General features: G+C 57.8%; 22 protein-coding genes and 3 pseudogenes. 13 read left to right on the plus strand and 12 right to left on the minus strand.

Annotated features, from left to right (window positions below; all coding sequences use genetic code 11):
• The first annotated feature begins 10 nt into the window (after positions 1 to 10).
• Positions 11 to 1,477 carry an FGGY family carbohydrate kinase gene (locus RTCIAT899_RS28420; RefSeq protein WP_015343292.1) on the plus strand — a complete coding sequence of 489 codons (1,467 nt, stop codon included), beginning with the start codon at positions 11 to 13 and terminating at the stop codon, positions 1,475 to 1,477.
• A gap of 21 nt (positions 1,478 to 1,498) precedes the next feature.
• Positions 1,499 to 2,452 (plus strand): sugar-binding transcriptional regulator, encoded by a 954-nt coding sequence (locus tag RTCIAT899_RS28425; protein ID WP_015343293.1) that lies wholly within the window; start codon positions 1,499 to 1,501, stop codon positions 2,450 to 2,452.
• 88 nt (positions 2,453 to 2,540) lie between these two features.
• Here the strand turns inward: RTCIAT899_RS28425 and RTCIAT899_RS32930 are convergent.
• Together RTCIAT899_RS32930 and RTCIAT899_RS28435 are read right to left on the minus strand one after the other, a co-directional pair.
• Positions 2,541 to 2,660, minus strand: a pseudogene (locus tag RTCIAT899_RS32930) (spermidine/putrescine import ATP-binding protein PotA); the annotation flags it as partial.
• A 354-nt stretch (positions 2,661 to 3,014) separates the two neighbouring features.
• Entirely contained in the window at positions 3,015 to 3,959 is a 945-nt protein-coding gene (locus tag RTCIAT899_RS28435; protein ID WP_015343296.1) for an aromatic alcohol reductase, read from the minus strand.
• Between the two features lie 744 nt (positions 3,960 to 4,703).
• Here RTCIAT899_RS28435 and RTCIAT899_RS28440 point away from each other — a divergent pair.
• Both RTCIAT899_RS28440 and RTCIAT899_RS28445 read left to right on the plus strand, forming a co-directional pair.
• Positions 4,704 to 5,378, plus strand: a complete 675-nt coding sequence (locus RTCIAT899_RS28440) for a YceI family protein (protein WP_015343297.1) — start codon at positions 4,704 to 4,706, stop codon at positions 5,376 to 5,378.
• Between the two features lie 159 nt (positions 5,379 to 5,537).
• Positions 5,538 to 6,869 carry a YceI family protein gene (locus tag RTCIAT899_RS28445; RefSeq protein ID WP_015343298.1) on the plus strand — a complete coding sequence of 444 codons (1,332 nt, stop codon included), beginning with the start codon at positions 5,538 to 5,540 and terminating at the stop codon, positions 6,867 to 6,869.
• 385 nt (positions 6,870 to 7,254) lie between these two features.
• Here the strand turns inward: RTCIAT899_RS28445 and RTCIAT899_RS34325 are convergent, their stop codons facing one another.
• Together RTCIAT899_RS34325 and RTCIAT899_RS28460 are read right to left on the minus strand one after the other, a co-directional pair.
• Positions 7,255 to 7,884, minus strand: a complete 630-nt coding sequence (locus RTCIAT899_RS34325; RefSeq protein ID WP_244441518.1) for a hypothetical protein — start codon at positions 7,882 to 7,884, stop codon at positions 7,255 to 7,257.
• A gap of 142 nt (positions 7,885 to 8,026) precedes the next feature.
• Positions 8,027 to 8,683: pseudogene (locus tag RTCIAT899_RS28460) on the minus strand (IS6 family transposase); the annotation flags it as partial.
• 732 nt (positions 8,684 to 9,415) lie between these two features.
• Between RTCIAT899_RS28460 and RTCIAT899_RS28465 the strand changes: the two are divergent.
• From RTCIAT899_RS28465 to RTCIAT899_RS28485, 5 genes are all read left to right on the plus strand, one after another.
• Entirely contained in the window at positions 9,416 to 10,258 is an 843-nt protein-coding gene (locus RTCIAT899_RS28465) for a transporter substrate-binding domain-containing protein (protein WP_015343302.1), read from the plus strand.
• A gap of 56 nt (positions 10,259 to 10,314) precedes the next feature.
• Positions 10,315 to 10,977 (plus strand): amino acid ABC transporter permease, encoded by a 663-nt coding sequence (locus tag RTCIAT899_RS28470; protein WP_015343303.1) that lies wholly within the window; start codon positions 10,315 to 10,317, stop codon positions 10,975 to 10,977.
• A 6-nt stretch (positions 10,978 to 10,983) separates the two neighbouring features.
• Complete coding sequence (locus tag RTCIAT899_RS28475; protein WP_015343304.1) at positions 10,984 to 11,643, plus strand: amino acid ABC transporter permease; 660 nt, start codon at positions 10,984 to 10,986, stop codon at positions 11,641 to 11,643.
• Between the two features lie 13 nt (positions 11,644 to 11,656).
• Positions 11,657 to 12,427: an amino acid ABC transporter ATP-binding protein gene (locus RTCIAT899_RS28480; protein ID WP_015343305.1), complete on the plus strand. Its 771-nt coding sequence runs from the start codon at positions 11,657 to 11,659 to the stop codon at positions 12,425 to 12,427.
• A gap of 162 nt (positions 12,428 to 12,589) precedes the next feature.
• Positions 12,590 to 13,393, plus strand: a complete 804-nt coding sequence (locus tag RTCIAT899_RS28485; protein WP_015343306.1) for an IclR family transcriptional regulator — start codon at positions 12,590 to 12,592, stop codon at positions 13,391 to 13,393.
• Positions 13,394 to 13,405: 12 nt separating this feature from the next.
• On the opposite strand, the pseudogene RTCIAT899_RS34330 reads toward RTCIAT899_RS28485, so the two are convergent.
• The 8 genes and pseudogenes from RTCIAT899_RS34330 to speB form a co-directional block, all read right to left on the minus strand.
• A pseudogene (locus RTCIAT899_RS34330) lies at positions 13,406 to 13,591 on the minus strand (ISL3 family transposase); the annotation flags it as partial.
• A 338-nt stretch (positions 13,592 to 13,929) separates the two neighbouring features.
• The gene (locus tag RTCIAT899_RS28490) at positions 13,930 to 15,285 is read right to left on the minus strand and encodes an aspartate aminotransferase family protein (protein ID WP_015343307.1); all 1,356 of its coding nucleotides are present in this window, start codon (positions 15,283 to 15,285) and stop codon (positions 13,930 to 13,932) included.
• A 44-nt stretch (positions 15,286 to 15,329) separates the two neighbouring features.
• Positions 15,330 to 16,394 (minus strand): phosphotransferase, encoded by a 1,065-nt coding sequence (locus tag RTCIAT899_RS28495; protein WP_041678231.1) that lies wholly within the window; start codon positions 16,392 to 16,394, stop codon positions 15,330 to 15,332.
• 69 nt (positions 16,395 to 16,463) lie between these two features.
• Positions 16,464 to 17,897, minus strand: a complete 1,434-nt coding sequence (locus RTCIAT899_RS28500; protein WP_015343309.1) for an NAD-dependent succinate-semialdehyde dehydrogenase — start codon at positions 17,895 to 17,897, stop codon at positions 16,464 to 16,466.
• Positions 17,898 to 17,917: 20 nt separating this feature from the next.
• Complete coding sequence (ggt, locus tag RTCIAT899_RS28505) at positions 17,918 to 19,510, minus strand: gamma-glutamyltransferase (protein ID WP_041678453.1); 1,593 nt, start codon at positions 19,508 to 19,510, stop codon at positions 17,918 to 17,920.
• Positions 19,511 to 19,523: 13 nt separating this feature from the next.
• Positions 19,524 to 20,906, minus strand: a complete 1,383-nt coding sequence (locus RTCIAT899_RS28510; protein WP_015343311.1) for an aspartate aminotransferase family protein — start codon at positions 20,904 to 20,906, stop codon at positions 19,524 to 19,526.
• A gap of 122 nt (positions 20,907 to 21,028) precedes the next feature.
• Complete coding sequence (locus tag RTCIAT899_RS28515; RefSeq protein ID WP_015343312.1) at positions 21,029 to 21,871, minus strand: lysine/arginine/ornithine ABC transporter substrate-binding protein; 843 nt, start codon at positions 21,869 to 21,871, stop codon at positions 21,029 to 21,031.
• A 78-nt stretch (positions 21,872 to 21,949) separates the two neighbouring features.
• Positions 21,950 to 22,996 (minus strand): agmatinase, encoded by a 1,047-nt coding sequence (speB, locus tag RTCIAT899_RS28520; protein WP_015343313.1) that lies wholly within the window; start codon positions 22,994 to 22,996, stop codon positions 21,950 to 21,952.
• Positions 22,997 to 23,178: 182 nt separating this feature from the next.
• Between speB and RTCIAT899_RS28525 the strand changes: the two genes are divergently transcribed.
• Genes RTCIAT899_RS28525 through RTCIAT899_RS28540 form a run of 4 tightly spaced genes read left to right on the plus strand, consistent with a single transcriptional unit; the run spans position 23,179 to position 26,158 of the window.
• Positions 23,179 to 23,877: a GntR family transcriptional regulator gene (locus RTCIAT899_RS28525; protein ID WP_015343314.1), complete on the plus strand. Its 699-nt coding sequence runs from the start codon at positions 23,179 to 23,181 to the stop codon at positions 23,875 to 23,877.
• A gap of 33 nt (positions 23,878 to 23,910) precedes the next feature.
• The gene (locus RTCIAT899_RS28530) at positions 23,911 to 24,636 is read left to right on the plus strand and encodes an ABC transporter permease (RefSeq protein ID WP_015343315.1); all 726 of its coding nucleotides are present in this window, start codon (positions 23,911 to 23,913) and stop codon (positions 24,634 to 24,636) included.
• The gene (locus tag RTCIAT899_RS28535) at positions 24,636 to 25,340 is read left to right on the plus strand and encodes an ABC transporter permease (RefSeq protein WP_041678232.1); all 705 of its coding nucleotides are present in this window, start codon (positions 24,636 to 24,638) and stop codon (positions 25,338 to 25,340) included. The genes RTCIAT899_RS28530 and RTCIAT899_RS28535 overlap by 1 nt, the downstream gene beginning before the upstream one ends.
• Positions 25,341 to 25,351: 11 nt before the next feature.
• Positions 25,352 to 26,158, plus strand: coding sequence for an ABC transporter ATP-binding protein (locus tag RTCIAT899_RS28540; protein WP_041678233.1), 807 nt, complete (start codon positions 25,352 to 25,354; stop codon positions 26,156 to 26,158).
• The last annotated feature ends 361 nt before the right edge of the window (positions 26,159 to 26,519 follow it).

The raw sequence follows: 26,519 nt of genomic DNA on the forward strand, positions 1-26,519 counted from the left end.
GGAGACGATGATGCGGGCAATTCTGGCAATCGACCAGGGCACCACCAATTCCAAGGCCGTATTGGTTTCAGAAGCGGGCGAAATTCTTGCCAGAGGCTCGGCCGCCGTTGGCATTTCCTATCCGCGGCCTGGCTGGGTGGAGCAGGACCCACGCAGAATCTTCGCCTCCGTCTGCGAGGCGGTCGAGGCCTGTCTGAAGGTGGCTGCCGAGGTCACGGTCGAGGCCGTGGCCATCTCCAATCAACGCGAATCCGTTACGATCTGGGACGCCGAAACCGGCGAAGCGCTCGGCCCGGTCCTGAGCTGGCAGTGCCGACGCACCGCGCCGGACTGCGAACGCCTGACCACGGAAGGCCATCTTGCGCGCGTCGAAGCTCTGACCGGCCTGCCCCTCGACCCGATGTTTCCCGGCTCGAAGTTCCGCTGGCTGCTTGATCGGGCACCTGCCGGACGCCGCGTGCGCCTCGGCACGATCGACAGCTGGCTCATTCATTGCCTGACCGGCGGCAGTCGTCACGTCTGCGATGCCTCCAATGCCGCGCGCAGTCAGCTGTTCGACCTGCAGGCCCAGGCCTGGAGCGAAGAACTCGGACATATCTTCGGCGTCGATATCGACCGGCTTCCCGAGGTGCTTGACAGTTCCGCCGATTTTGGCACGACGCGAGGGCTGCCCGGCATCCCGGACGGCACGCCGATACGCGCCGCTATCGGCGACAGCCATGCCGCCCTTTTTGGCCATGGCGCCTTCAAGCCCGGCGATGGGAAGGTGACCTTCGGAACCGGCTCTTCCGTCATGACGACATTGCCGCGCTTCATCGCGCCGCGCAACGGCATCACGACGACAGTTGCCTGGCGTATTGCCGGCGTTCCAACCTTTGCCTTCGAGGGCAATATCCTGGTCTCCGCCGCAAGCCTTCCGTGGATGGCGGATATTCTAGGCCTCGCCGATGTGGCGGCTCTTGTCGATCTGGCCGCCACGGCAAAACCGGGCGGGCCGGGCTTCGTGCCCGCCTTTGTCGGCCTCGGCGCCCCTTACTGGAGCTCGGACGCGCGCGCGCTCTTTTCCCAGATCAACTTCTCCACCACACGCGCCCAGATGGCACGTTCGGTCACCGATTCGATCGCCTGCCAGGCCCATGACGTGATTGCCGCCATGCGCGCGCAAAGCGGGGGCTCGCTCGGCGCTCTCTATGTCGATGGCGGCCCTAGCCAGAACCGGTTCCTGATGCAATGCGTATCGAACCTCATCGACCATGCCGTCTTACGGTGCGAGGCGCCGGAAGCCTCGGCATTGGGAACTGCCTATCTCGCCGGATTGTCGCTCGGCCTCTGGAAGGATCTAACGGTGATCGAGGCGCTTCCTCGCAGCACGGACATCATCCGCCCCGAGAAGATCGACCGAACCACACTTCTGAATACGTGGAATGATGCACTTGCCCGCTCGACGTTGCGGCCAACACCGGCTAAGTGTGAATAAAAATTCAAGCCGGAATTGCTCATGTCCCGCCTTAACGAACTCCGCCTGATTTCAAGAGTGGCCCAGATGTACCACATCGAAGGGCGACGACAGGCGGAGATCGCCCAACACCTGCGCTTATCGCAGGCGACGGTGTCGCGGATGCTGAAGCGGGCGGAAGCGGAAGATATCGTTCGCACCAGCGTCATTCCGCCCATCGGCACCTACAGCGAACTTGAGGCCGGACTGCGAGACAAATTCCAGCTGCCGGAGGCCATCGTCGTGGAATGCACCGAAGATCGGGACGGCGCCATTATGGCCCGCATCGGAGAAGCGGCTGCTCATCTGCTTGAGGTGACGCTGGCACCTGGCGAGATCATCGGCGTGTCAAGCTGGAGTCAGACGATCTTCAGGATGGTCGAAAACATTCACCCGCAAAAGAGCGCTCAGGCGAAATATGTCGTCCAGACCCTCGGTGGCATGGGCGATCCATCGGTTCAGACACATGCCACGCAGCTCACGACACGGCTTGCCCGATTGACCGGCGCGGAACCGAAGCTCCTGCCTGTGCAGGGGGTCACCAGTTCGCGCGAAGCCAAACTTCTCATGCAGGCGGATCCGTTCGTGCGCGAGACCATGGATCTCTTCGGCAGCATCTCACTTGCTATTGTAGGCATCGGCGGGGTGGAGCCCTCCGAATTGCTGGCACGGTCGGGAAATATATTTTCGTCACGCGAACTAGCCGATTTGGCAGAGGCCGGCGCCGTCGGTGACATTTCACTTCGGTTCTTCGATAAAGATGGCCGGCTGGTGAAGACGCCGCTCGATGAACGCGTGATAGGCTTGCCCATAGAAGACTTGCATCGGATCGATCGCGTCATAGCCTTGGCGGGCGGTGCCAAGAAGACGGCTGCTATCGCCGGAGCCCTTCGCATCGGTGTCATCGACATGCTCGTGACCGATAAGTTCACCGCCGAGCGATTGATCAGCGCCTGATTTTCCGGGGCGCGAATAGCGATACAAAGAGGGAAAGTCGCATGATCGTGAGCGATGGGTGACCGACCAATGTCCGCAGCGGGATCGGGGTGCGTGGATTGGCGTAGAGTTCGGGTCCAGTACCGATCTGATCGATGATGCCTTTGGAGAAGACGGCGATACGATCGGATAACCGCAACGCTTCTTCCTGGTCGTGGGTCACATAGAGGTGTGAGTTCATGCTGAACCGCGACTTGCGGATCGTCTCAAGCTATCCCGCATGTCGCATTTGAGCGAGCAGTTTCTTGCGGAAGACTTCGGCGGGCGTTCCTTTTGGGAGCCGATAAGGGGTCCCGTTACGACGCCGATTGACAAATTCGGAGCAGTTTCGAAAGTCCCGTGAGGATTTTGATTTCCGTCCGCCAGAGAAGCCGTCCTGGCAGATGGGTTGGCAGCCCTGACATAGACCGTCGCTCCCTGATTTGAGTGCAAAAGGGCTGCCCTGCTGGAGATGGGCGTTGTGCCAAATGTTGACGGAAGAAAGCGAGATTATCGCGCTCCCCCACCGCACCTTTAAGCCCCGTTACTTGGCCGTCAGGTTCGCGTTGATCCAATCGGAAACATCCGTGACCTTGATGCCTTCTCGTACGTTGAAAGTGCCGGCCTTGTCCCATGCCATGCCTCGTCCGATACCGAAGGCCGCTCGGTACTTGCGCATCATGTTTTGGGGATCGTTTGCCAGTTCCTCCATAAGGACCGGAACAGTCCATTCGGACCGGCTGAAGGGCCGGTTTAATCCCGCCTCCAGCTTGTCCGCAAGCTCGCCATAGGTGACGGTATCTCCGGCTAGGAAGACAATCTCGTTGGTGATGGTCGGCTCGTAGAACACGATTTCAGCGGTGAGCACGCCGATGTCGTCAGGTGTCGTTACCGTGACAGCGTTATCGAAGCTGCCAAGAGCATTGACCGCGCTCTTTTCCAGATCAACGACACCAAACTCCGGCTCGAACAGGTAGCTCATGAACATGCCGGTGGAGATGATGACCCATTCGGTCTTTTGCTGCGAGCGAAGCAGTTCGCGCACATCAAGCTGCGCGTCGAAGATGTCCTGCGGACCACCTCGACCGATTGCTTCGAAATCAACACCGAACTGCCACGGGAAATAGCGCGGAATTCCTGACTGCAAAGCGGCCTTTGCCAGCTTCATTGGAGTATTGATCCCAGCCGCATATCCCGTGCAGCCAATTACGGTGTCATACTGCGAGAACAGAGATGCCAACTCGTCGACTGAGCTCTTCACCAAATCGCCCACGACTATCTCAATCCCCAAATCGCGAATTTCAGCAATGTCGCGCTGCTTGGCTGGTGAGTCAGACTCTACGGCGCTGGCGCGCAACAAGACGCTTATCGTTGCGCCGTCAATGTCCTTTGCGCGACGGGCCAGATTGCGCAGGACCGGCATGCCGAGTTCTCCAGCACCCAGCACGAGAATATTCCGTGACTTCACGTTGGAAGCTGTTTGATTCATAGTTTTCAATCCTTCAGAAATTCAATGTCGCCACTACTTGGCAAGGTGGGAGCATGAAGAAAAGAAGGCACACGGATGATACTGCAACAAAACTGAGGGCTGGCAAGCACGAAGCGGATCGGCGGATGTGATGTCCGGTGTTGGCGCGCATCCCGCCATCAATCTTATGGGGGCGGTTATCGGAACAGCCTGTCGCGACTAGTCAATGTGATAGGGAACCCCTGACACAAGCCGAGATACACCGAACTGCTCAAGTTTCCGGAAAACACCGCACGTTGGAAACATCCGACGTTGGTTTCTGAACCGCCTTACTGAGAATCAACCTACAATTTTCGCGAGCCGGGTCGATGACCCGGTTTTTTTGTGCGTAAAATCCTGGCCACGCTACGTTCCGTTTCAGGCCACACACATTCCGTTTTTCCCGGAAAAGCAGGGATTTTGGCGCCCGTTTGGACCATACTTGGTTCCGTTTTTACAAATGCAAAACAAAAGGACGCAAGATTCCAGCGATAATATCCAACCTGCGCACCGGCAGTCCGCAATACGACGGAAAAGCCGGAGCCTTTCCTGACGAGCCTTGCTCTGCAGCATGCCTGCCCTAGTTTGCGCAAGCTGACAACGACACCATGGTCCGGCAACCAGCGATTTCAAGAGGCTTCCCCTCAACATTAAATTCATTTCCAAGTGAACGCTTTGCCTTCCAATAGTCGCCATGCCCATCAACAGAGAAAGAGCTTGCTACATATGAAAATAAGCCAATACCGTATTTCTTCCGCTCTCATTGCCTTGGGGATGCTCAGCGCAATCCCAACCTATTCCTTTGCACAATCGGCGGCGGCAACCAATGCTACCGTGCCCGCCGGGGTCTACAAGCTCGACCCGACGCATGCGGCCCTGCTGTGGTCCGTGAAGCACAATAAGATTTCGAATTATACCGTTCGCTTCAACAAGCTCGAGGCCGTATTGAAGCTCGATCCTACCAAGATCGAAGATTCCTCGATCGAAGCGAGCATCGATGCGACGTCGGTCGTGACGGGCTACCCAGGCGACTACAAGGCGACGCACGCTTCCACGCCCTATCAGACCTGGGATGAGGAAATCAGCCGTGATCCGAAAATGCTGAACAGCGACGCGCATCCGAAAATCACGTTCAAATCGACGAAGGTTACATCCACCGGCCCGACCACCGCCGATGTCGCGGGCGATCTGACCTTCCTTGGCGTCACCAAGCCCGTGATCCTGAAAGCTACCTTCAACGGCGAGATCGACAGTCACCCGTTTGCAGGCGTGCCGGCCGTCGGCTTTGCAGCCGAAGGCAGCTTCAATCGCACCGAATTCGGCCAGCCGACGGGATTCGTCGGCCCTGACGTCGCCATCCGCTTCGATGGCGAATTCATACAGGATCCGTCGGCCAAATAAGTCTCACGAATATCCTGAAAAGCGGGAAGCCGCAGGCTGCGATGCGATTTCGTATCGCAGCCGACTGTCGATCACTGCAACGGTTTTAAAGCCGATTTCCCGTTTACCCGTCTTCAAGCTCCCCAAGGCCAACGGGTCATGTCTTAAAATAGGATGGCAATGAACATTCATTCGAGCGCCCAGGTTCGCCCGGCCCCAAAAACCATCAAGCGCTACAGCGCGATTGCCATCATCCTTCATTGGGCGACGGCGCTTCTGGTAATCTCGATGATCCCGATGGGCTGGTGGATGGTCAGGGCAATCAGCAAGCCCGGCACACAACAACTCGCCTATCAATTGTTTCAGGCGCATAAGTCCATTGGTTTCGCCATTCTCGTGCTGACCTTGCTGCGGATCGTCTGGCGTCTCGCGCATCCGGTCCCAGCGCTGCCCGCCGGCATGAAAGGATGGGAGCGTATCCTCGCCCGCGCCACGCATGTTGCCTTCTATGGCCTGTTGCTCGCCATTCCATTGACCGGCTGGGTCTATATATCGGCCGGCTGGGCTATCGGCACGGATCGCCCCCTGCTGGTCGCGACCTCCTGGTTCGGCCTGTTCACGATTCCGGACCTTCCTGGTCTTGAGGGCCTGCGAGCGCTTGCCTTCGGCGTGATGGGTGCCCATGCCTACATGGCCTATGGCGGCGCCGTGCTCATCTGTTTGCATATGGCTGCAGCTCTTAAACACCATGTCATCGACCGCGATGGAGTTCTCGCACAGATGCTCCCTTTCCTGCGCGGCAAGGAGCATGAGGGCCAGCATGCGCCACCGGGAAAAGTCCTGCTGCCCCACAGCGCCGGTTTAGCCTTGGTCCTGCTAGTCGGCCTCGTCGGCGGCTGGCTGCATCTGCCAGGCCCACACGCCGAGCCTACACCGGCCGCGACCGAAACAGCCGCTCGTGCGGCAGTTCCGGTTCCGGCCGCTACGACCGCCATGCCGGCCATAGGCGGCAATGCCACGGCTTGGACCGTCGACAAGGCCGCGTCCGGCATCACGTTCAGCGGCAGCCATGCCGGCAAGCCGTTCAGCGGGCGCTTCGACGAGTGGACCGGCGACATTCGCTTCGATCCCGCCGATCTGGCCGGCTCGAAAGCCGTCATCGTCATCGACACCGTCTCCGCTAAGACTGGCGACGCCACCCAGGAGAGTTCGTTGAAAAACGGCGAATGGCTCAACACCGCGCGCTTCCCAGAGGCCCGCTTCGAGACGAAAAGCTTCAGATCACTCGGCGGCGACCGCTATGAAGCAGCGGGTAGCCTAACCATCAAGAAGGTGACCGTTCCCATCACCCTGCCCTTTACCTACAAGATGCAGGGCGACAAGGCAGCAGTGGAAGGCAATGTCAAGCTGGAGCGCGCCGCGCTGGATCTCGGCATGTTCTCCGATCCGGCTGCGGAATGGGTCTCCAAGATCATCGAGGTTAAGATCGCCGTCACAGCGACGAAACAATAGCCGATCATCCGTCTATGCAGCCCATCCTCACAAGCCGTTACCGTGACATCACCGGGACTTCAGTTTCCTTCTATATTTCGCTCGTAATCTGCCAACGCTCCCTGCACTTTAGCGTTCTTGGCATAGCGCTTCAGGAGACGCGCCAACGCAACGTCGGTGCCGGTGCAAAGCCGGCGTAGCTCCCTGTCAATCTGGGCCTGACGGCTCGCATCAGGGGAGGCTTCGCCGCGGAAATGATCGCAGTCGTTCCGCCGGATGATAAAGGCTTCGACCTCCGCCGGAAGAGACAGGCCCGTTGACGGGACGCTTTCAGCCCGGGAGGAGGCCGGCAAGATTGTGAGCGACAAGGCTGCGAGCAACAGAGGTCGGAGCAGAGCTTGCAACATTATTCGATCTGCTCTTCAAGCTGTTTCGCGACCCCCTCATAAAGGTGGGCGGAAACCTGATTTCCCTGTTTGGCATATCGGGAGCCCACCTCGCGCGCTGCTTTGACAGCCGCTTCGAATGCATCGATCCTGACTTGAAATTCAAGCTCCGCATCGTCACCGATGTCGCCATTCTTGAAGCGGCCAACGCGGTAACCCTCGTTGTCGATGACGCCGATCGTCGGAACACCGGCGCGCATCTCCCCGTAAAAGGCGGGGCCGGCCTGGTTGCCGTCGCGGCGCCTGAGCATTCCGAAGCCACTTGCCCGATTGGCCGTGCATTCGCCTACCCAATAGGTCGGGCCAGCGCTGAGCGATACCGGCGAGACGAATTCGCATTGAGAACTCGGGTCCTTGGACCATTTCTGCCCATTCGTCTGCCCTTGCGCCTGAAATGCGGTGACGCAAAGAAATGTTGTGCTCACCAGAAAAACGGGGCGCCATGTGATCTGCATGTCAAACCTCGGAAATGAAGGTTGTTTTTGTAAATTCCCGGCTTCTCTCCGATCAGGCATCCCGGCGCCTGTCGCCGATCCACGCCAATCCCACTTAGCCGCGACGTGTAACAGATCGCTATCGATCCTCGTCATCGCCAGCTAGATTGTAGTGCGCGCCTCGTCTTTTGCAATCCGCCAGACGTGCCGTGACCCACTTCCGTGTGACGAGATAGGTACTGCTGCCGGCTCTGTTGCAAGAATTCCGGCTGGTTTAAGAGGTCCTATTTTTCTGCCGTTACGCGGCCCGTCCTTCGAGATTCGAGGCGAGCAGGGCGACGGCTTCTGTCAAGGCGCTCGGTCCGATAGAGAAAGCGCGTTCAACGATGCGAGCTTCTCCACGGACGTCGCCGGCGAGATTGAAAATGGCTGCCTGGCCCTTCCGCAAGGCGCGCATAACCTCGAAACCTTTGATTGTCGCATAGGCCGTTTTCAACGCTTTGAATCCTCTCACCGGTCTGATCAACTGTTTCAGTTTGCCATGATCGGCCTCAACGACATTGTTCAGGTATTTGACCTGCCGATGCACCATCTCTCCAGGGCATTTGCCCTCGGCCTTCAGTTCCGACATCGCGATGCCGCAGGTGGGGGCCTTGTCGGTGGTGACGACAGCCGGCTTTTCCCAGTCCTTCAGGCCGTGCAAGGCCTTGCCAAGGAAGCGCTTCGCCGCTTTGGCATTCCGGGTGCGCGACAGATAGAAATCAATCGTATTGCCGAATTTGCCGACGGCTCGGTGCAAGTACGTCCGTTGCCGGCGAACCTTCACATGGGTTTCGTCGCCGCTCCAGCTTGTTGACTGCGGCCGGCGCCAGTGCCAGCGTAACCGCTTTTCCATCTCCGGCGCATATTTCTGGACCCAGCGGTAAATCGTGGAATGATCCACGGGCACGCCCCGCCCGCCTATCTACTATGATGGTTCCATAGCTTGTCGCCCGCCGCCAACTCCAGTCATCGATGCCGACCACCCGGACCTCGGAACTCCGATGAGAAACCGCGGCATCCCTCTTCAGTTGTCGGAGGATGGCCAAGACAGCACCTCAGGATGATAAGGGGCAGTACAGGCATCAGAGACCGCCCGAACTTCTGCGTTTCAGCATACGCCCAGGGATGAGCGTGGCGAGGATGTCCGTGATGAGCAGTTGCTCGCTACACGAGGGCGTCATGGAAAGCCCGTGCTATAAGGCCGCGACTTGCTGTCCAGTTACGGGCTCGACGGAGCTGTAAGACCACAATGAGGACAGAGAAGCGGGCCACATCGACCACCGGCCCGGCCGCAATAAACATCGGGCGCGCTGCCTTGGGACCTAGCCGTTATCCTACCTCCCGTTCGGATAAGTCCGCTCCGAATTTCACCTTTGTAGGCACCGACGAAAGGCTGCATTCGCATGCCGATGCTGATCGCCTTTCCTGACATCGTGTCGATTCATGGCGCGCCCGCAGTATCACGTTGCGATCGCCGACGACGACATTCTGCCGGCGGCGCTTTACCGTTCCCGATCTCCCGACGATCGATGGCCGCAGTCACTATTGACAACTTGCCCCGCATGTCCCTTGATACGCCCTATCCGAGATAACAGACAGATGTCCATAATATCGGATTATAAGTTATCGACCAAGGGGAACAACCATGAACATTACCTTTCGCGCCGGCCTGATGTCGCTGGTCGCCGCCACACTTCTCTCCACCACGCCCGCTCTCGCCGACGGCAGCAAGCTCGATGAGGTGCTTGCGCGCGGCCACCTCGTTCTTGGAACCGGCAGCACGAACGCGCCGTGGCACTTCAAGAGCGCCGACGACAAGCTGCAGGGCTTCGACGTCGACATGGGCCACATCATCGCCAAGGCCCTGTTCGGCGATCCCGACAAGATCGAATACGTGAATCAGTCATCCGACGCCCGTATTCCGAACATCACCACCAACAAGGTCGACATTACCTGCCAGTTCATGACCGTGACCGGCGAGCGTGCCCAGCAGGTTGCCTTCACCATTCCCTATTATCGCGAGGGCGTCGGCCTGATGCTGAAGGCGGATGGTCAATATGCCGACTATGCTGCACTGAAGGCAGCGGGCTCTTCCGTGACCATTTCGGTTCTGCAGAACGTCTACGCAGAATCCATGGTTCATGCCGCCCTGCCGGATGCGAAAGTCGACCAGTATGAATCGGTCGATCTCATCTACCAGGCATTGGAATCGGGACGCGCCGATGCGGTCGCCACCGACCAGTCGTCGCTTGCCTGGTACATGACGCAAAACCCTGGCCGCTACAAGGATGCAGGCTACGGATGGAACCCGCAGACCTATGCCTGCGCGGTCAAGCGCGGCGATCAGGACTGGCTGAACTTCGTCAATACCGCGCTGCATGAAGCCATGACAGGCGTTGAATTCGACAGCTACGCCAAGTCCTACAAGACCTGGTTCGGCAAGGACCTTACCCCGCCGCAGATCGGCTTTCCGGTCGAATACAAGTAACAGCATAGCGGAGCGGGCACTCCCCGCTCCGCCAGCCTGAAAAGGGATAGCCCGCCATGGGTTACACGCTGAACTTTGCCGTCGTCTGGCGCAACTTTGATTTTCTTCTGAGCGGCTTGGCGCTCAGCCTCGGCCTTGCGATTATCTCGATCCTCATCGGCGCTCTGATCGGCCTTGTGCTGGCCTTCGCGCTGACGTCGAAGAGCCGTATCGCTGTCGTGCCGGCGCAGGTCTACGTTACCATAATCCGCAACCTGCCGATCCTCGTCCTGGTGCTCTTCGTCTTCTTTGCCCTGCCGCAGCTGGGCTTCCGCCTAGATAAGGTGAAGAGCTTCGTCCTGGTGCTTTCCGTTTATTCGGGAGCCTATCTGGCAGAGGTATTCCGTGCAGGATTGCTATCGATTCCGAAGGGGCTGACCGAGGCAGGTCTTTCCATCGGCCTGACATCCATGCAGATCCGTGGGTCCATCATCGCCCCCTTGATGCTGCGCAACGTCCTGCCGTCATTGTCTTCGACGATCATCTCCTTGTTCAAGGACACGTCGCTTGCCGCGGCCATTGCCGTGCCGGAACTGACCTTTGCCGCCCGCAAGATCAATGTCGAAAGCTTCCGCGTCATCGAAACGTGGCTCGTCACCTCGGCTCTTTATGTCGCAACCTGCTTCCTCATCGCCGCCCTGATGCGCTTCGTCGAGCGCCGGCTGGCCCTGCCCAGGTAGGATCGAATGTCCCACACATTTCTCGAACAACTCTGGATCGCCCGCTACGTCATCCTGAACGGCGTCGGCGTAACCGTGTCGATCTCGCTGCTCGCCATTCTTGTCGGGTCCGTGCTCGGCGTTTTCGTCGGCTTGGCACTTGTTTATGGCGGCGCCATCCTGCGCCTAGTGATCAGGGCTTACACCGATATCATCCGTGGCACGCCCGTGCTCGTCCTCGTACTGGCGAGCTATTACGTCTCTTCCGCGGTGGGTCTTGATTTGAGGCCGTTTTCCGCAGGCGTTCTTGCCCTTGCGATCTTCTGCTCCTCGCATGTCGGCGAGATCGTGCGCGGCGCGCTGCAGGCCATCCCGAAGGGGCAGACGGAGGCGGCAAAGGCGATCGGCCTCACCTTCACCCAGACCTTCACTTCAGTTCTGTGGCCGCAAGCGATGCGTCAGTGCCTGCCGGCTTGGGTCAATACGGCAGCCGAGATGGTGAAAGCCTCGACACTTCTTTCCGTGATCGGCGTCGCCGAACTGCTCCTGCGCACCCAGGAGATCATCTCGCGCAATTTCATGAGTCTCCAGTTCTATTTCCTGGCTGGCGGCCTCTATTTCATCGTCAACTTCGGTATCGAGCGCTTCGGCAAATATGTCGAGCGCAAGACCGCACTGCCGTCCTGAGGAGATCGGACCGATGGGCAAGACAATTCTAGACATTCAGGGCCTGCGCAAGACCTATGGCCAGCATGAGGTTCTCAAGGGCGTCGACTGCACGGTGCAGGAAGGCGAGGTGATTTCCATCATCGGCTCGTCGGGCTCCGGCAAGACGACGATGCTGCGCTGTATCAACATGCTGGAGGAATTCCAGGGTGGCAAGATCAGCCTCGACGGCGAGGAGATCGGCTATCATATCGATGGCAGCACCCGACGCCGCAAGAGTGAGAAGGAGATCGCTCGCCAGCGCGCACTCACCGGCATGGCCTTCCAGCAGTTCAATCTTTTTCCGCATATGACCGCCGCCGAGAACGTGATGCTCGGCCTCGTCAAGGTGAAGAAGATGTCGAAGGCGGATGCACGCGCCGTCGCCGAAAAATGGCTCGACCGCGTGGGCCTTGCCGCTCGGGCCAATCATTATCCGGGCCAGCTCTCGGGCGGCCAGCAGCAGCGTGTCGCGATTGCCCGTGCCATCGCCATGACGCCACGGCTGATGCTGTTCGACGAGGTGACCTCGGCCCTTGACCCCGAACTGGTGGGCGAGGTTCTTCAAGTCATCAAGGGGCTCGCTGCCGACGGCATGACGATGCTTCTGGTCACCCACGAGATGCGCTTTGCCTATGAAGTCTCGTCACGCGTCATCTTCATGAACCAGGGCGTCATCTGCGAAGAAGGAGATCCGAAGGACATGTTCGTGCGCCCGAAGACGGAGCGACTGGCAGAATTCCTCAAGACCTCGAGTTTCAATTGAGAGGAAACGAGAGCGCTGCGCAAGCGTTGCGTCGTCGCACGCGTGAATGCTATCGCAGCATCTTGCTAAGATCTGACAGCGCCTGCGTCGTATAGTCGGCGTCAAGTGCCGATGCGTCGCAACGTGCCGGTTGCGGCTGGTTTGGAATTTTTGGAGAAAAGCATGGCCGAGACTGCAAATGACATTGTATCCCGACGCATGCGAGGCCTGGATCGCGCGTTTGAGATCCTGGAATTTCTGCGGGTGAAACGCCAGCCCATGCGCCCGAACGAGATCGCTACGGAAATCGGCGCGCCGCGCTCTTCCATCTACGAACTCGTCAATCTTCTGCTCGGCCATGGCATGCTCGACTATCAGGGCGGCGATGGCCGGGTATTTCTCGGCCGCCGCCTCTATTTTCTCGGGACCGCCTATGCCGAACAGTTCGACCTGATGCGGGAGTGCGGCCGCATGCTGGGCGTGCTGGCGGAGGAGACGCGCGAAACAGCGCAAATGTGCCTGCTGGAAGGCAATAAATATACGGTCGCCATGATGCGTGAGGGCATCCGGCCCTTTCGCATTTCGTCGAATGTCGGCGAGCCCGTCGCAATTCCGTGGACGGCCTCGGGCCGACTGCTTGTTGCTCATCTTTCGGACCAGGAAATTCTCGATTTCATTCCGCCGGAAGATTTCCTCCTGCCGAATGGCAGGCGACTGGAGCCTGCCGATTTCATTGCTCAAGTGCGGCAGGCCGCCGAAGACGGATATTTCACCTTCAACAGCGAAGTGGAGAATTTCACCCATTGCTTTGCCGTACCCATCCGCCAGGCCGACGGTGCGAGCATCGCGACACTTTGCCTGGTCACGCCACGCGAGGATGGTTTACGCAACCGCTCCGCCTATCTCGACAGCCTCTTGAAAGCTGCTCATGAAATCTCTGAAAAGCTCGGCTTCCGACCATCGAAAGGCCGCCTCTTCGGCTCCTAAATCGTTTCATCCTCACCTTCTGTGATTCAGCGGCATCGATCTCGCCCTCATCAGCTCTGCTCCGGCGCGACCGTACATTGCTCGCTCCGGCATCTTGAGGCGGTTGATCCGCCTTACGGCTTGACGGTTGCTCCAAGGGAGTCCGATTGCATTTCTTACGGCATCAATATCTCGGCGCAGAACTCCGGCGAGGCGCATGGCCAACCCGACGCTGCCGTTCAGGGTGATCTTGACCAGCTTGCGACAAGCATGCGCCCAACAACAGGCAAGTTGGCCTCCAGCCACTGCAAGAATGCCTGGGTGTCGGGAAGCCGTTCCTCACGAGATCACTATTTAAGCAAGCGGCATTTCGCTTAAATAACCAAGGGATTAAGGTAAGCGCCCTTAAATGCGCGGGTTTTGAATCGACTTGCTCTTGAAGGGAATAGAACGGCCGGCCTGCAATTGCGAAGTGGCCGGCAATAGATGTACGTTTCAGTTCAGCACGTTAAAAGCGCCGATTTGGCTAACCGGAATGGCAAGTGCATTCCCACTCCCTACCTCTTTGAATTCGACTCACCAGCCACTCTTCCTGCGCTGCGATTTATTTGGACAAGAGCATCCCGCAGTGCGTCGAGCAGCATATCAGCATTTTCGCGAGAGAAAGGGAGCGGCGGCCGAATTTTCAGAACATTACCATTCAGACCTGAGGCGCTTATCAACACATGCCGGTCACGAAGCCCGCTGACAACTTTCAGCGCGAGCGCGCTATCCGGTTCGCGGCTGTCCTGATTGCGTACAAATTCCAATCCGAGAAACAAACCACTGCCCCGTACATCTCCAATCGAGGCGAACGTCTCTTTCAGGCTCTTCATTCCTGCGAGCAGGTAGTCCCCTGTCTCGCGCGCATTTTGCATAAGATTTTCGCTCTCGATAACATCAAGGACGGCCGAGGCAGCAGCCAAAGAAACGTTGTTGGCCCCGAATGTGTTGAAGTAACGTATATCCCGGCCGAAACACTCCTGGATGTCCGACTTCATAATGGCCGCTGCGATTGGCATTCCGTTACCCATGGGCTTGCCGGTCACTACAATGTCGGGGACGACTTCGTGACGCGCGAAACCCCACATGTTTGTGCCTATTCGCCCGAAGCCGGGCTGCACCTCGTCAGCGATATAAAGCACGCCAGCTTTTTTCAGCACATCAACAACGGGTTTGAGGAAACCGGGCGGATCGGCAAAAACGCCATCCGAGGAAAAGATGCTATCGGCGATAAAGGCGGCTGGCGTGATATCCCGGCGGCGCATGTGGCCGATCGCTTCAGCAACGTCCTGCGCCAATGCTGCGCCGACATCGCCACCATTGGCGCGATAGGTATCGGGTGCCGGTACCGTCAGCACGTGCTGGCCAAGGGGTACGCTGGCTCCAAGCAACGGCGAAATTTCCGCGGCCGCGGCCGTAACGCCATGATAGGCGTTCTCCGTAATGATGATGCCGGTGCCGCTTGTATAATGGCGTGCCAACCGGAGGGCCAGATCAACCGCCTCGCTTCCGGTGCAGGTGTACATGACGCGGTCGAGTTCGGCCGGAAATGTCGCCAAAAGCCTTTCAGAGTAGGAGAGGATTTGCTCGTTCAGATAACGTGTATGCGTATTGAGTTGCGACGCCTGATAACTTATTGCCTCCACAACGTGCGGGTGGCAATGACCGACCGACGGCACGTTATTATAGGCGTCGAGATAGGCTTCTCCGTCCGGTCCGTACAACCATACGCCCTTGGCCTTCGAGACATGGATCGGGTTTTCATAGAAGAGCCGATACGACGATCCGAGTAACGTCTGTCGGCGCTCGATCATCTTTCGCTCTCGTTCCGGCAGGCTGCCGAGCCGCGCCGGGTCGAACCCGTTGACCATTGATGCGCCCGGTTTGGGGGAAGCGTTTTCTTTCATGCTTTTGATCACCGATTGGCTTCGCGCAGTCTTTCGATAGCGACGGATCTTGGGATTGCATCAAGGCGCGCCAGCTGCGCCCAAACGCTCGCGCTTTGGGTGGTCAGACGCTGAGCGTGCTCGGGGAGCAGCTGTGCGCGCCATCTCGGAATACAAAGCCGCATCACCAACCGCATGACCGCTGCCTTGTAGATAAGGGGGATTTCGGCATCGGACAGGGAACATTCGCTGCGATATCCCGCGATAAGATCGCACATCGCCGCTATCGGATCAGGTTCATCCCCGATCTGATAGGCAGCAGCGACACCGACGTCGAAAAGCCTGGGGGCGTGCACCATATCGCCGAAATCGATGATGCCGGTGATTGTATCCGGCGCTGTCATATCGACAAGGATGTTTTCCATGTTGAAGTCGTTGTGAATGACTTGGGCATCCAACGTGTTCATGATCGGCATGATCGCCTCCTCGAACTCGTCGATCGCGTTTTCTAGGCGCGTTCGCTGATGTACGTCAGCGAATGTCGGCAGGACTTCACGCATCCCTGCCGCATGTTTCAAATCCCAGGTGATGCGATGTGATGCGGCCTCATGTGAAAAGCTCTTCAAGGCTTTTTGCAAACGTCCGAGCATTGCGCCAACCCGCCGGCGCTGCAAAGGAGACTGCCGCGCGGTCCGTTGCGCAACGCCCGGCGCGAAGGTAACCATGCGGACGCCGCGTTCGGTGCCGTCGTCCGCTACGAAGCGAAAATCCGCGGCACCGTCACGGGTGAGAATGACACGCTGGGTCGGGATTCCCGGATCCACCTCCTCCACATGCAAGAGCGCCAAACTATGCATCGAGGTAACGAGAGAATCCTCTGCGGGATTAAGGATTTTTAGAAGATATGCTGTGTCGTCCTCGAGCATCAGGCGAAAATTACTGTCCTTCTCGCCCCACAGCCATGTTGCGCGACCAGAAAAGCCATAATGGTCGCGCGCAATTTGCTGAGCCTGGTCACAGGACACGGGGACAGAAGCAGTTTCCAATTCGGCGCCGAGCACACCAGTTTTGGAATTTTTTTGTATGGCCGACATTGTACCGTCCCACCCTTTTTGGGTAACGTCTCGTGAAATTTTCCAAGCCTTCTGCAGGCAAAAGTCGAACTATGTCGCTTCGGTCACGAGCTTTGTATTGAAATAGCTTTCCATCGCCTCGGTGCCACCTTCTGAGCCGTGACCGGAGTCTTTCACGCCTCCGAAAGGCAACTCTGGCAGCGCCAGCCCGTGTTGATTGATAGAAAGCATCCCAGTTTCTATATCGCGGGCGAGCGCGGCGCTTGTCTTGGCAGATGTTGTATATGCATAGGCGGCAAGTCCGTAGGGCAGTCGGTTCGCTTCCAAAATGGCCGCGTCGTAATCCGCAAATGCGCTGACCAATGCGATGGGACCGAAAGGCTCCTCATTCGCAATGCGCGCGTCTTGCGGAACATCGGTGAGAATAGTGGGTTGGAAGAAATTTCCTCGATTTGCGAGCCTCTTGCCGCCGGTCGCAATGCTTGCTCCACGAGACACGGCGTCCGCCGTCAAGGCTTCCATGGCTTCGACGCGGCGAGCATTGGCAAGCGGACCCATGTTCACGCCATCCATCAAACCGTCGCCCACTTCTATCGCTTCGGCTGCCTTCACAAAGCCTTTCAGAAATCTCTCATACACGCTCTGCTGAACGAGAAAGCGCGTTGGCGCCACGCAGACCTGCCCGGCATTTCGAAACTTTGCGCCGCTCAATATTCGAACTGCCAGATCGACGTCCGCATCATCGAAAACAATGGCCGGCGCGTGTCCGCCCAGTTCCATCGTCACGCGCTTCATGTGGGCACCCGCGAGCGATGCGAGTTGTTTTCCAACCGCCGTCGATCCCGTGAAGGAGATTTTGCGGATCACCGGGTGCGGGATGAGGTAGCTCGAGATCTCTGCCGGTATGCCGAAGACAAGATTGAGAACACCGGCCGGCAACCCTGCGTCAGCGAATGCACGAACAAGCTCAGCACAACTCGCCGGCGTCTCTTCGGGTCCCTTCAAGATGATCGAACAGCCGGCAGCAAGAGCTGCCGACACCTTGCGCACAGCCTGGTTCAATGGGAAATTCCAAGGACTGAAGGCCGCCACCGGGCCAACGGGTTCCTTTACGACCATCTGTCTGACATTCATCGCCCTTGGGGGGATCAAACGGCCGTATGCGCGGCGGGCTTCCTCGGCAAACCAGTCGATGATGTCGGCCGCACTCAAAGTTTCCGCCAGGGACTCGGCCAAGGGCTTACCCTGTTCCAGCGTCATTGTCCTGGCGATCGCCGAGGAGCGCCCGCGCAGAATTTCAGCCGCCTTGCGAAGGAGTTTCGCCCGCTCGAACGCGCTGACCTGACGCCATTGCTGGAAGCCGGCCGATGCTGCCGCAAGTGCCTCGTAGAGATCATTGCTGCTGGCATTTGAGACGTTGCCGATAACCTCGCTCGACGCCGGATTTATGACAGGTAGCTGCTCATTCGAGCCATCGCGCCAGACGCCGTTTATATAGAGCCTTGTGTTCGGATACTCGGACATTTCAGTTCCATCCTTTTTTGTCAGTAACCGAGGGCACAACCGTCTTTTCTATGATCGGAAGCACCCAGCAAGGTGCCATTTTGATCATCGATCCAGATCGCCTGCGCACCGCCGATCGCCCATTTCGGAGCGACAACCTTAAAACCGCGAGCTTCCAGATCGTTGCCGATCGCCGACCGAAGCAGCGCCTCGATCTCGACCGTGGCCGTGCCCGGAAGCGGGAACAAACGCGGAAGATCGATTGCGCTTTGAATATCGAGATCGTAGTCAAAAAGCTTGGAAAGGAAGTGGGCGTGACCCATTGCCTGGTAATGCCCTCCCATGACGCCGAATGAGAGCACGGATTTTCCAGCGCGCGTCACCAGTCCCGGAATGATTGTGTGCATCGGTCTTTTGCGCGGACCTATCGCGTTCGGATGACCATCTCTAATGACGAAACTCTGGCCGCGATTGTGAAACAAGACGCCTGACTTCGGAGCCATCAAGCCGCTTCCGTAAGGATGGAAGATCGAATTGATGAAGCTCGCGACATTTCGGTCCTTATCGACCACCGATATGTAAACGGTATCCGAGTGCTCGACACCGTCGATAATGGCTCCCGCATCGACCGCTTTCTGCAGATCTATTTTTGCAGCAAGACTGTCAATGAACTGATCGGACAAAAGGTGTTCAACCGGGACAAGCGACGTTTCCGACTCGGCCAGCCATCGATCGCGTGCCGCATAGGCAAGCCTCGTTGCCTCCACCTCGATGTGCAGATTATCGGCGCTCAGCGGATCGCCTTTGCGCTCGAACCGCTCCAGAATCCTCAGGATCATGAGCGCGATGATACCTTGACCGTTGGGGGGGCATTCGTGGACGGTCCATCCCCGGTAGGTCGCACTGATCGGCTTCACATATTCACCGGCGGCGGAGGCAAAGTCCTCTGCCGTATGCAAACCGCCCAGCGATTTAAGCTTGGTCAGCATGTCCTCGGCGACCGGCCCGCGATAGAACCCGTCACGGCCTGAGATCCCAATCGCTTCCAACGTCTGCGCAAGCTCAGGCTGTCGTTGGACCGATCCGACAGCAGGAACCTGATCGTCGGTCAAAAAGATGCGACGGGTCGGCGGATCACGTAAAAGCAGGTCTCGCTGGTTCGAAATGTCGGCTGCCACCCTCGGCGTGATCCCATAGCCGTCCCGTGCCAGCGCGATTGCAGGGGCAAGTATCTCCGCGATCGGCATCCTGCCATGGTCGGCGACCAGACGCGTCCATGCATCCACCGCGCCCGGAATTGTCACGGCATGCGGCGATGACCGGTCGATGGCGGTAATGCCGTTATCCTTGTACCATTCGTATCTCGCCGCAGCGGGCGTCCGTCCCGAACCGTTATAGGCGACGACCTGGTCGGTACCGTTTGCCGTCAGCAGTGCAAAGCAGTCGCCACCCACGCCGGTGGACCCCGCCTCCACTACGCACTGAACGGCGCAGGCGCCGACGGCGGCATCAATGGCGCGGCCACCGCTCTTCAATATCTCGATCGCAGTCATGGTCGCCATCGGATGGGATGTTGCCGCCATCCCATTGCGCCCGACGGCGATTGATCTTCCCGGAGTTTCGAAATTGCGCATCGTCATTCTTTCTTCAGTACAATCCAGTCGCCCTGGCCCAGGCATAGGTGTCGTCCAGCGCGCGGGTGGAGCGGTCGAACAATTCGTTGATCTGCGCCTCGGTGATGATCAGCGGCGGGCACAGCGAATAATTGTCGCCCAATGCGCGGGTGATGACACCGTGAGCCTGTGCTCTTCGTCCGGCGTGGATAGCAATGCCATGGGCTGGATTGAACGCTTCCTTCGTCTCCTTGTTGCGAACGAGTTCAAGCGTTCCAATCAGACCCCGGCCACGGGCGTTGCCGACAAGCGGATGCGCGCTGAGATCATTCAGTCGGCGCTGAAATAACGGCGCTACGTCCTGGACATGGCCGACTATGTCCCGCTCCTCGTATATCTTGAGGGTTTCCAGCGCGACGGCCGTGGCAACGGGATGGCCGCCATAGGTGAAGCCGTGCCCGAAGGTTCCGATCTTCTCGCTTTCCGAAACGACCGCAGAGTGGATCTTTTCATTGATCATCAGTGCTGAGATTGGCTGGTAGGCTGCCGAGAGCTGCTTTGCCATCACGATCATATCGGGTTGCAGCCCGAAGCTTTCGGAACCGAACATCGTCCCAAGCCTGCCAAAACCGCAGATCACCTCGTCTGCGATTAGCAGCACGTCGTATTTCTTCAGGATTGCCTGAATTTTCTCGTAGTAGGTTGGCGGCGGGACGATGCAGCCGCCCGATGCCATAAGCGGTTCGGCAAAAAACGCGCCGATTGTTTCCGGGCCTTCCGCAAGGATCAGTCTCTCAAGCGAATCCGCGCAACGCGTGGCAAATTCCTCTTCCGTCTCACCCGCGTGGCCGTAGCGATAGAATTCCGGGCAGTCGGTGTGCAGCACGCGGCCGATCGGCAGATCGAAATCACGGTGATTATTGGGAAGCCCCGTCAGGCTTGCCGAGGCGATGGTCACGCCGTGATAGGCACGCATACGGGAGATGATCTTCTTCTTTTCCGGCTTGCCGATCGCGTTGTGATAATACCAGACAAGTTTCATGGCCGTATCATTGGCCTCGGAACCCGAATTGGCAAAGAACACCTTCGACATCGGAACAGGTGAAAGCTGGATGAGCCTGTCGGCAAGCTCGATGGCTGTCTCATGCGATTTGCCGCCAAAGCTGTGATAGAACGGCAATTCCTTCATTTGCCGGGTCGCGGCATCGACCAGGCGCTGCTCGCTGAAGCCGAGCGACGCGCAAAACAGTCCCCCAAGACCTTCGATATACTTATTGCCTTCACTATCGACGATATAGATGCCCTCACCCCTTGCAATCACCAACGGACCATCCTTCAAATGTTGCGAGGCATTGGTGTAGGGATGAAGAACGAAGGCAGCGTCCCGAGCTTCAAGGGAATTAAGAAGGATGGTCACAATGGCTCTCCAAATGAGGTATGTTTCGATAGCGACGCCTGGGAAAGCTCCGCCGGTCAGCCGATGAGACCTTTTGGTACACCGGCTGCCATTTTTGTCGGAATGAGAACTTCAGCGCTCAATCAATCAAGATTTGTCTTGATCCATTTCTGCGCAAGCTTGTTGATCGTGCCGTCCGCCTTGGCTGCTTTGATCGCCGCATCGAACATGGACTTCAGCACCGTATCGTCCTTACGAAGTCCTGCGGCGATACCCTGCCCGAAGACCCCGCCTTTGAAGGTCGGACCGGCTATCGTGTAGTCTTTGAAGTCATCCTTTCGAAGCGTGGCGGTCAGCGATGTTTTCTGCGCAACGACCGCGTCGATGCGGCCGGCCTGAAGATCCAGATCATGCTGCTCGACGGTTTTGTATTCTCTAGGATCGACAACGCCCTTGAAGTAGGTGTCGAGGAACACTGCGTTCGCCGTCGATACCTGGGCGCCGACCGTCTTGCCCTTGAGGGCGTCTTTGATCGGCTGCAATTCCTGCTCGACCTTCGCTTTGTCCCCGGCAAGATCGACCGTGGTCCCGGTACCTGGCAGATTTGCAAGCGGACCGGTCTTGTCGACCATGAAGGCCGCCGCAGTCGGGGCATAGGGCTCGCTGAACGAAATGACGGCAAGACGCTTTTCGGTAACGATCATCGAGGCCATGATGGCATCGAACTTTTTCGCATTGAGCGATGGAATGAGACCGTCCCAATCCTGAGCAACGATCGTGCACTTGATCTTCATGCGAGCGCAAAGGTCGTTGGCAAGATCGATCTCGAACCCGGCAAGCTTGCCGTCGGGTCCTGTGAAATTCCACGGTTCGTATGCACCTTCCGTCGCAATGGTGATTTCGGTTGGCTTTGTCTCTGCGCTCGCGGTGCCAACGGAGATGACACCCAGCAGGACGGACGCCAGCAAGAGTTTTGATAATTGCATGTTGCATTCCCCTTTTTGTTGCCCCCTGTCCTTTGCGGACAGGGCGGTTGCAGCATTCACAACGCCCGACCTCAGTTGCTAGGACGCGCGAATCTTGATTGCCTCCGCCGTCAGGCAGAGGAGTTCGAATAAAACCTGCGCCGCGATTTGCGCCGTGTTCGTTGTCGGATCGTACTGTGGAGCGACCTCAACGACGTCGCCGCCAACGATGTTCAATCCCGCAAGACCTCGCAGGATGCCCAGCGCCTGGGCGGAGGTCAGTCCGCCGACTTCAGGCGTCCCCGTACCGGGCGCAAATGCCGGATCGAGAGAATCGACATCGAAGCTGATATAGGTCGGACCCGAGCCGACGATCTCTCTCGCCCTCGCGATAATCGCCCCTATGCCGATATCGCCAACGTCTTCAGCATGTATGACAGTCATGCCGGAGGCATACGAGAACTCCCATAGATATTCCGAATTTCCGCGAATGCCGATCTGAACCGTCCGCCGCGGATCCAGCACACTGTCGAGAACCGCCTGACGGAAGGGACCGCCATGATGGAATTTGCAGCCCTCGAAGGAACCACCGGTATCGCAATGCGCATCGATATGGATCATCCCCACCGGTCGATCCTTGCCGACAGCCCTGAGAATGGGAAGACCGATCGAATGGTCGCCGCCGACAGCCAGAGGCACGACGCCCGCCTTGACCACCCCGAGGACAAATCGCTCGATATCCTCATGGGATGCGGCGAGATCAAAACGGCTCCTGAATGGAACATCGCCGACATCGGCGACCCGTGCATGGGCGGTTGGAACGGCCCGCAACACATGCTCATAAGGACCGACTCGATCGACATTTCGAACGGCACGCGGACCGAACCGCGCGCCCGATCGGTTCGTCACGCCAAGATCCATTGGTATCCCGAAAAGCGCGATGTCGATGCCGGTAAAATTGGGCGACGCATCAGGACGATAAGGAGCCTTCAAAAGCGTTGGCATGCCGCAATAGGGAGCCTGACGGCTGTCGCCGCCCCCGAAGACCAGCTCGGCAACCTTTTGAAACTCCGGATCGAACATCTCGCCGCCCGAAGCGTTCGAAAAGCGCTCCCGCAATTCTTCCAGGCTTAGAATCTCCGGCATCAGGCCTCCATTTGTCCTGTACCCACATTTCAAGCCGCCCCCAAAATACAGATGAAGGCCATTGCTTGTTGTGGTCAACATTGTATACATAATCGTATTCTCCTTGATCAAGCAAGAGGGAAAAAGTTATGGTGCCGCCGACAGGACCCGCTGAACGGGCGAGAACATGGAAAGGGAATTGATTGGCATCGACCAAGACAGAACAGCGAGGCTCCTTGCGTGAGAGCACATACTCGCAGCTGAAGGACCTTATCCTCAGCGGCCAACTACGCCCCTCGGAGCGACTGTCGGAAAACACGCTTGCGAAACGCTTTGGCGTCAGCCGGACGCCGTTGCGCGAAGCGTTGATGAAGCTTGAAGAGGAAGGGTTGATCGTCGGACAACGAAACCTCGGATACACCGTCACCGATCTGGACGTCACCAAATTCTGCAATTTGCTGGTCGTTCGCGAAGCGCTCGATGTTTGCGCGGCGCAGCTTGCCTGCGAGATGGCGACCGAAGAAGACCTTGACCGGCTTCGAGGCGTAATCGCCCAGATGATCGAACTCAAGGAGACGACCAATGAGGCGCCGTCCGACGCCGCCCGCAACCTAGACCTTGGACTGTACATCCACAGAGTCATTGTGGAATCGACTCAGAACGAGGCTCTCGTAAGGGTAACCGACCAAGTCTACCAGCAGCTTCGTTTGGCTCTGTGGCTCGAAGTTCTCTGGGTCGATCTTGAGCACACGGATCTCGATGAGCATCGGGCAATCGCGGACGCAATCTGCGCACGCGACCGCAAGGCCGCTGCAGATGCAGCGCGCGCGCATGTGCAAAGCTCGCTCAAGAACATGTCGAAGCTCCAGCGCATTTGGGCGCATCGGCGAACTGTCGACTGAGCCAAAGCCAAGCTCTCACAAAGAGGTTCATATATGGAGCTTATCGATAGTTATCTGGCACTCGTCGGCGCCGGACAGGCAGGCTGGGGGCCGCTCCTTCTGACGGCCGCCGCCATGACAATTGGCGTTTCCGTGTGTGGCTTTCTGGCTGGAACGGTCATCGGCTCGGTTGTTACCTTTATGCAGTTGTCGCGCCACATGGCCGTTCGCTGGTGTGCCGATTGCTACACCACAATTCTCCGCGGCGTGCCGGACCTTCTGATCATCTATCTTTTCTATTTCGGCGGAAGCTCGCTGCTCGGATCTGTCGGCGGCCTGTTCGGCTATCATGGTTTCATCGGAATGCCCGCTTTCCTGACCGGAACCCTGGCACTTGGCGTCGTCTCGGCCGCCTATCAGGCCGAAGTCTTTCGCGGGGCCTTCAAATCGGTTGCGCGTGGTGAACTCGAAGCGGCGAGCGCCGTTGGCATGCGGCCGTGGCCCAAGTTCAGGCGCATTATCGCTCCTCTGGTGCTTCGATACGCCATTCCGGGGCTCGGAAACACCTGGCAACTTGTCCTGAAGGAATCGGCATTGATCTCCGTGACCGGCCTTGTCGAACTCCTCCGGCAATCGCAAATCGCCGCCGGGTCCACACGCCGCCCGTTTGAATTCTACCTGACGGCGGTCGTCCTTTATCTCGTCATCACATGGGTCTCCTCGATCCTGTTCAAGAGAATGGAAGCACGAACAGCTCAAGGGATAAGGAGGGCCTTGTGATGGATATCGTCTTCATGAGGGAAACGTTCCTCACTCTTCTCACCGGTTTGCCGCTAACCATCGAACTTGCAGTCACATCCATTCTGGCGGGGAGCGCCCTGGCGCTCGTCATAGCGCTCTTTGCGGTGATGGGTGGCACCATAGGTCGAGCCATAACCCGCGCTTACGTCTTCGTGTTCAGAGGTTCACCTCTCCTTGTCCAGATGTTCCTGATCTACTACGGCCTTGGTCAATTTCGGCATGGGCTGCAGGATCTCGGTGTGTGGTGGTTCTTCCGGGAGCCTTATTGGTGCGCCGTGTTGGCGTTGACGCTGAACACAGCCGCCTACTGCAGCGAAATCTTTCGAGGCGGCCTGCAGGCTGTTTCCATGCAACAGGTTGAGGCCGCACGCGCCTGTGGCATGTCGGGCATTCTATTGTTCAGACGGATCATTCTTCCGATTGCCATAAGGCACGCGCTGCCTGCCTACGGCAATGAGATCATCTTGATGGTCAAGGCGACGGCGCTCGCTTCCGTCATCACCATCATGGAAGTCACAGGTCTCGCAGGAAAATTGATCGCGGACAGCTTTCGGGCTTTCGAAATCTTCATCGTCGCAGGGGCGATTTACCTTGCGATCAATTTCGTCGTCACGCGCATGCTCATGGTGCTCGAATTTTGGCTTTCGCCACATATGCGCATGCCACCCAATCCTACAACTTAACGGGAGTACGCATGTCCGTCAGGGGAACAGTCTTGGTCAGCGATAACAGACAAAAAAGCGCTGCCGTTTCGGTCAAGGATCTCAGAAAGTGCTTCGGCCCGCTGGAGGTTCTGAAAGGTGTTTCGCTAGAAGCTCACCAAGGCGACGTCATATCGATCCTGGGCTCTTCCGGCTCCGGAAAATCGACGATGCTCCGATGCATCAATATGCTTGAAGTGCCCGACAGTGGCGAGATACGCATCGACGGCGAGATGTTCTCGCTGAAAAAGGGACGTCACAGGACTGAACCGGCCGACCGCAGGCAGGTCGATCGACTACGCGAACACATCGGCATGGTATTCCAGAGCTTCAATCTTTGGTCACATATGACCATTTTGGAGAACGTAATCGAAGCGCCGATACACGTGCAGAAACGCAACCGTGCCGAATGCGTCGCGGAAGCGGAAGCGCTGCTCGAACGAGTTGGAATCGCCGATAAGCGAAATTTCTACCCAGCGCATCTATCTGGAGGCCAGCAGCAACGTGCGGCGATTGCTCGTGCTCTTGCGCAACGGCCGAAGGTCATGCTGTTTGACGAGCCGACTTCTGCGCTTGATCCCGAACTTGTTGGCGAGGTGCTTAAAGTCATGCGCTCCCTTGCCGAGGAAGGTCGAACCATGCTGGTCGTAACGCATGAGATGGGGTTTGCACGTGATGTTTCGAATAAGGTCGTGTTTCTCCACAAGGGGATCATCGAGGAGACAGGCGAGCCTGCGGAATTGTTCAAACATCCAAAATCCGAGCGTTTTCGACAGTTCCTCGCACACGAGCGACACTGAGACGTCCACAACGGAGACAGCTTCGGCGATCAATAACTGGGGAGTTTCCGCTGAGGCCGCGCGACATACCCTGGAGCCAGGCTGTCACGATCATTGCATAGCCGTAGATCTTCATTCCCTCTGATGTGAAGGGCCCCTTATGCTACGGCGGCACGGCCGGAGCCATCGCCAACTCGTTCGCCCTATCCGATAGCATTCGCAGATCATCTTTTTCTCAAAATCAGAAAACTTTGGGATAGGTTTGTTCGATAATCAACAAAATCTATAGACTATTATCAATATAATTTGAGGGGCTTGGATGATCGTGCTCGGTATTTCTGGCGCCGTTCGGCGTCCGTCGCAGACAACTAGCCTTGTTGAC

The sequence above is a fragment of the Rhizobium tropici CIAT 899 genome, assembly GCF_000330885.1.
Lineage (GTDB): Bacteria > Pseudomonadota > Alphaproteobacteria > Rhizobiales > Rhizobiaceae > Rhizobium > Rhizobium tropici.